The 5,596-nt window shown below is 65.7% G+C and carries 6 protein-coding genes; all 6 read right to left on the bottom strand.

Translation table 11 applies throughout. The features are described 5' to 3' along the window. Positions 1-75 precede the first annotated feature (75 nt). The 6 genes from trpS to AB4Y86_RS10750 all read right to left on the bottom strand — a co-directional run bounded on the left by trpS (position 76) and on the right by AB4Y86_RS10750 (position 5,344). A complete protein-coding gene (gene trpS / locus AB4Y86_RS10725; RefSeq protein WP_441402220.1) occupies positions 76-1,119 on the bottom strand; it encodes a tryptophan--tRNA ligase in 1,044 nt (347 codons plus the stop codon). A gap of 20 nt (positions 1,120-1,139) precedes the next feature. Next, positions 1,140-1,973 (bottom strand): exodeoxyribonuclease III, encoded by an 834-nt coding sequence (locus AB4Y86_RS10730; RefSeq protein ID WP_441402221.1) that lies wholly within the window; start codon positions 1,971-1,973, stop codon positions 1,140-1,142. Between the two features lie 10 nt (positions 1,974-1,983). Next, positions 1,984-2,556: a hypothetical protein gene (locus tag AB4Y86_RS10735; RefSeq protein ID WP_441402222.1), complete on the bottom strand. Its 573-nt coding sequence runs from the start codon at positions 2,554-2,556 to the stop codon at positions 1,984-1,986. A gap of 148 nt (positions 2,557-2,704) precedes the next feature. Next, positions 2,705-3,535, bottom strand: coding sequence for an ABC transporter permease (locus tag AB4Y86_RS10740; protein WP_441402223.1), 831 nt, complete (start codon positions 3,533-3,535; stop codon positions 2,705-2,707). Next, positions 3,532-4,401: an ABC transporter permease gene (locus tag AB4Y86_RS10745; protein WP_441402224.1), complete on the bottom strand. Its 870-nt coding sequence runs from the start codon at positions 4,399-4,401 to the stop codon at positions 3,532-3,534. Before AB4Y86_RS10745 ends, AB4Y86_RS10740 begins: the two co-directional genes overlap by 4 nt. After that, the gene (locus tag AB4Y86_RS10750) at positions 4,394-5,344 is read right to left on the bottom strand and encodes an ABC transporter ATP-binding protein (RefSeq protein WP_441402225.1); all 951 of its coding nucleotides are present in this window, start codon (positions 5,342-5,344) and stop codon (positions 4,394-4,396) included. The genes AB4Y86_RS10745 and AB4Y86_RS10750 overlap by 8 nt, the downstream gene beginning before the upstream one ends. Between the last annotated feature and the right edge of the window lie 252 nt (positions 5,345-5,596).

The raw sequence follows: 5,596 nt of genomic DNA on the forward strand, positions 1-5,596 counted from the left end.
GTACCCTTGCGCGCGCTGTGGTGGGCGGCGCGGCCGGTGTCGCTGGCTGTGACCTTGCTGACGGAGGACATTGCGCTAGCGGACTCCCGCCAAGCTGAGGGACGGCAGGAATCCCATGCGCTCGTAGACCCGGGCCAACGTCACCGAAGCGATTTCCCGCGCCCGCTCCGCGCCCTGCGCCAGCAGCCGGTCCAGCTCGGCCGGATCGGCCATCAGCTCGTTTGTCCGGTTCCGCAGCGGGGTGATGAAGTCGACCATCACCCCGGCCAGGTCAGTCTTCAGGTGGCCGTACATCTTGCCCTGGTACTCGGCTTCCAGGTCCGCGACCGGTTTGCCGGTCAGCGTCGAATAGATGGTCAGCAGGTTGGAGATGCCAGGCTTCTCCTCCGGGTCGAAGCGGATGTCCGTGCCGGCGTCCGTCACGGCGGACTTGATGCGTTTGGCGGCGATCCTGGGTTCCTCGAGCAGCTGGATCGATCCGTTGGGCGACTCGCCCGTTTTCGACATCTTGGCCGCCGGGTTCTGCAGGTCGTAGATTTTGGCGCTGGCCTTCAGGATGGTGGCCTCCGGAACCGTGAACGTTTCGCCGAAGCGGGTGTTGAAGCGCTGTGCCAGGTTGCGGGTCAGCTCGAGGTGCTGGCGCTGGTCCTCCCCCACCGGGACCAAGTCCGTCTGGTAGAGCAGGATGTCGGCGGCCATCAGGGTGGGGTAGGCGAACAGGCCCAGGGTCGCGGCTTCCGCGCCGGACTTCTGCGTCTTGTCCTTGAACTGGGTCATCCGGGACGCTTCGCCGAAGCCCGTGATGCAGTTCAGGGCCCACGCAAGCTGCGCGTGTTCGGGCACGTGTGACTGCACAAAGAAGATGCACTTGTCCGGATCGATCCCGGCCGCGATGTACTGGGCCGCCACCACGCGGGTCCGTTTGGCCAACTCGGACGGTTCGAAGTCGACAGTGATGGCGTGCAGGTCCGGGATGAAGAACACGGCGTCGTATTCGGCCTGCATGTCCACCCAGTTGCGCACGGCGCCGATGTAGTTGCCCAAATGCAGGGAGTCCGCGGTGGGCTTGGCGCCGGAGAGGATGCGCTTCTTGGAAGTGGCGGCGGGAGAGCTAGTCATGTTGATGAAAACCTTCGGACTTAGAGCCGGTAGTCCACTACCAGCGGGGCATGGTCGGAGAAGCGTGTGTCCCAGGACGGCGCCCGGTCAACAACTGCCGACACCGCGGCGGCGGCGAGGGCGGGCGTGGCCAGATGGTAATCAATACGCCAGCCGGTGTCGTTGTCGAAGGCCTGTCCCCGCTGCGACCACCAAGTGTAGGGGCCGTCGACGTTACCCGCCAGGCCCCTGTGTACATCCTTCCAACCGATGTCCTCGCCGAAGAAGCGGTCAAAATAAGCGCGCTCCTCCGGCAGGAAGCCGGCCCGTTTGACGTTGCCCTTCCAGTTTCGAATGTCCAGCTCCGTGTGGCCGACGTTGAGGTCACCCACCACGAGCGCGTGGTCGCTGTGCTTGGCCAGTTCGGGCAGGCGGCTGACCATCACGTCAAGGAAGCGGAATTTGTCCTCTTGCTTCGGGGTGCCGGCCTCGCCGGAGTGCACGTAGGCGCTGGCCACAGTCAGCTGCGACGCCTGCCCGGCGGCGTCGCGGACAATGTAGTCGGCCTCGACCCAGCGGMCGGCGGTGGCGAAGTAGTCGTCACCAATGCCGTTCCGGGTGGCCGTGGGCTCGGTGCGGGAGGCAATGGCTACACCGGCGCGGCCCTTGGCTTCGGCTTCGGCGTGCAGGATGTACCAGCCTTCGCCGAGCAGTTCCCGGACGATCGCGTCCGGTGCGCGCACCTCCTGGAGGCAGAGAATATCCACGTCCCGCGGCGCCAGCCACTCCGCCATGCCCTTCTTGTAGGCGGCGCGGAGGCCGTTGACGTTTACCGATGCGATGCGAAGGTGGTCCTTCTCCAATGCCGAGCTCACCCGCTCCACTCTAGTCGATGATGGTTCCGCTGACGGGCTCGTCCGAGCCGCCCCCGGCCTTGATCATGTCCCGTGCATTGGTGGCCGTGATCTCGATGGTTTCCAGCGCGCGGCGGATGGTCTCCGGGTCCGACGCCGCGCCCTTGGCCCGTTCCTGCTCCACCACGCGGACCTGCACCTGGACGATCTTGAAGGAGTGGTCCAGTTTCATGTCGCGAAGGTCATCGGCGTCGCGGCGTTCGCCCACCAGCCGCGTTCCGCCATGGTCGGCACTGCCGGACGACGGCGCCCGGCCCACCGCGGAGTTGAACGCGTTCTGCGCCTCATTCAGCTTGGCACCGGCCCTTTTGGCGGCCCGTTGGATGCTGAACACCACGAAGGCCGCCAGCGCCAGCCAGAAGGCGGCGATGACGGCCACGACCCAGCCCACGACGTCGTTCTGGTTCGCCGCAAAGATGACAGCCACCAGGAAGGCGATGATGAAGACCGTCATCCCGAGCCCGCCGATGCGGAACATAGAGAACTTTCCGGTGGCGGCGTTGAACGCGGACGGCTTGGAGGAAGGGGTGCCCAGAGATTGCATGAGCCCATTATCGCAAACCCGCCCAGCCCGGAGCGGCGCTTCCACCCCGGGCGAACGCCTCCAACCGGCGAACCCCAACTGGGTAGCAGTAGTTGTCGTTCTGAGCCCTGAAAGCGACACCTGCTGCCAGTTAGTTGGGGCTGGCGGCCTACTTCAGGAAGAGCCTGCGGAGCCGGCCGGTGGTTAGCGCCACGCCGAGCACGATCATGACGAGGTAATAGCCGATGTGCACCGCGGTAGCCGGGGAAAACGCGCCTACGCTGATCTGGCGGAGCAGCTCCACCCCGTGCCATAGCGGCATCGCCTGGATCAGCCACTGGACGGCCTGCGGGTAGACGCTCAACGGGTAGAAGGTGGCACTGAACAGGAACATCGGTAGCATCACGAAGTTGATCCAGTCCATCTGCTGGAAGGTCTTCAGGAAGCTGGTGATGCCCATCCCGAAGCTCGCGAAGCCGAAGGCAATCAGGACCGCGGCCGGGATCATCAGGATGGCCCACGGAGTGGTGATCAGGCCCATCACGCCCATCACGGCGGTGAACCCGGTGGCGTACAGCGCCCCGCGCAGCAGGGCGAGGAAAATCTCGCCCATCGCGACGTCGACCGGCCCCAGCGAGGTGTAGAGCATGCCCTGGTAGAGCTTCGCGAAGTTCATCTTGAAGAAGACGTTCCAGGTGGAGTCGTAGACGGCGCCGTTCATCGCCGACACGGCCAGCAGCGCCGGGGCGATGTACGCGGCGTAAGAGATCGGTTGCCCGCCGGGGCCCTGCACGGCGCCGACAATCGCGCCCAGGCCCACGCCCATCGAGATCAGGTACAGCACGGGTTCGAAGAATCCCGAGAGCATGACCATCCAGTTGCTGCTCTTGGTGGCCATCAGCCCGCGTGCGACGACGGCGCGCACGTTGCGTGAGTAGAGCGGTCCGAACCGCCGGTTGCGTGCGGCCTCGGTGGCGGCGTGGCCGGCGATTGCACTCATGATGCCATCCTTTTGGCGAACTGGCGCCGGGTCAGGACCCAGCCGACGACGGCGAGGGCGACCAGGAAGACGACGTGGACTGCGGTGAGCAGCGCTGATTCCTGATAGCCGTAGCTGAAGACACRGCCCAGTTGGGTGCCGTGCCAGATTGGTGAGATCCAGCCGATCCAGCGGACCGCCAGCGGCAGCGTGTCCAGCGGGAAGAACGTTCCGGAAAACAGGAACAACGGCATCACGATGAAGCGCATCACCATGGCGAACTGGCCCTTGTCTTCCTTGACGGTAGCTGCGTACGCCATCAGCGGCAGGCCGAAGGACAGTCCGGCCAGGGTGGCCACCAGGATTGAAACCCAGCCCCAGCCCCCCGGGGACGCACCGAACAGTGYGACGACGCCGAAGTAGATCGCCGACTGCAGCAGGAAACGTGCCGTCACGGCGATGATCTGGCCGGCCGCGATCTGCTCCGGCGTCAGCGGCGAGGCGTGCGGGCCGTAATAGACACGGCGCCATTTGAAGCCGTCCATCACCGGGAAGGTGAACTCGTTGGCCGCCGTCATCACYGCCGCGGAGATCAGCAGCGCGGGCGCGATGAACGCCAGGTAACTGACGCCGCCGAAGGCCGCCGCGGAGTTGGTATCCACGAGGGTGGCCAGGCCCACGCCCATGGCGAAGAGGTAGGCGACCGGCTGGCCGACGCCGTACATGACGATGGTCCAGCCGTAGCCTTTCATCACCCGCAGGACCTGCTCGGCGTAGTAGAAGGCGCCCCAGCGGCGGGCGCGGGCCGCGGAGACGGCCGGCGGGTGTGCGCGAAGGACAGGCCCCGCCGCCGTCGTCGTTGGCTGAGCTTGAAGTGGATTAGTCAACGAGGCTCCGGCCGGTCAGGCGCAGGAAGACGTCTTCGAGCGAGGACCGGCGCACCAGCGAGGTGACCGGGTGCAGGCCCCGCAGGGAGACCTGCTCCAGCGCGGCTTCGCCGTCGTGCGCGTAGATGAGGACCCGGTCGGGGAGCGTCTCGATGCGTTCGCCGATGCCCTCGAGCTCCGCGCCGATCGTGGCGTTGCGTTCGGAGCCGAAGCGCAGTTCGAGGACCTCGCGGGTGGAGTACTCGCGGATCAGGCTGGCGGGCGACCCCTCGGCCATGATCCGGCCCTTGTCCACCACGATCAGGCGGTCGCAGAGCTGCTCGGCCTCATCCATGTAGTGGGTGGTGAGGATCAGGGTGACGCCTTGTTCCTTGAGCCGGAACAGCCGGTCCCAGAGGATGTGCCGGGCCTGCGGATCCAGGCCGGTGGTGGGTTCGTCCAGGAGCAGGATCCGGGGTTCGTTGATCAGGGACCGCGCGATCGTGAGGCGGCGCTTCATGCCGCCGGAGAGCGCATCCACCTTGGACTTGGCCTTGTCCGTCAGCTGGGCGAACTCGAGCAGTTCGTCCGCCTTGGGCCTGAGGTAGCTCATCGGCAGGCCGAAATAGCGGCCGTAGACCAGCAGGTTGTCGCGGACCCGCAACTCCTCGTCCAGGTTGTCCTGCTGCGGGACCACGCCCAGATGGGCGCGGACCTCGGGGCCGTGTTGCTCCGGGTCCAGGCCCATGATGCTCAGGCTGCCGGAGGTCCGCTGCGAGACCCCGCCGATCATCTTCATGGTGGTCGACTTGCCGGCGCCGTTCGGGCCGAGCAGTCCGAAGGCTTCACCGGCCGGCACTCGGAACGAGATGCCGTCGACGGCGGTGACGTCGCCGTAGCTCTTGGTGAGGTTTTCGGCGGTGATGACATACCGGGGCTGGCCGGTTTCGGCGGGGCTGGTCACGGGCGTTTCTTTCGAGACAAGTTCAGGCACCCGAACACGCTAGCCGATGCCGACAAACTATGAAAGAGTCTTTTCGTAAAATTGTTCGGTTATTTACGAACTTCGCCCGGGTGACTCGCAGTAGGTGTCGTTTTGAGCGGTCAAAACGACACCTACTGCGAGTCAGTTGGGTGCTGCGGCGTGTCCCTCGTGCAGGTGCCGTTCGGCGGTCTCCACCACGTTGGCCAGCAGCATGGCGCGGGTCATCGGGCC

The organism is Arthrobacter sp. 2YAF22_2 (assembly GCF_052114645.1).
Lineage (GTDB): Bacteria > Actinomycetota > Actinomycetes > Actinomycetales > Micrococcaceae > Arthrobacter.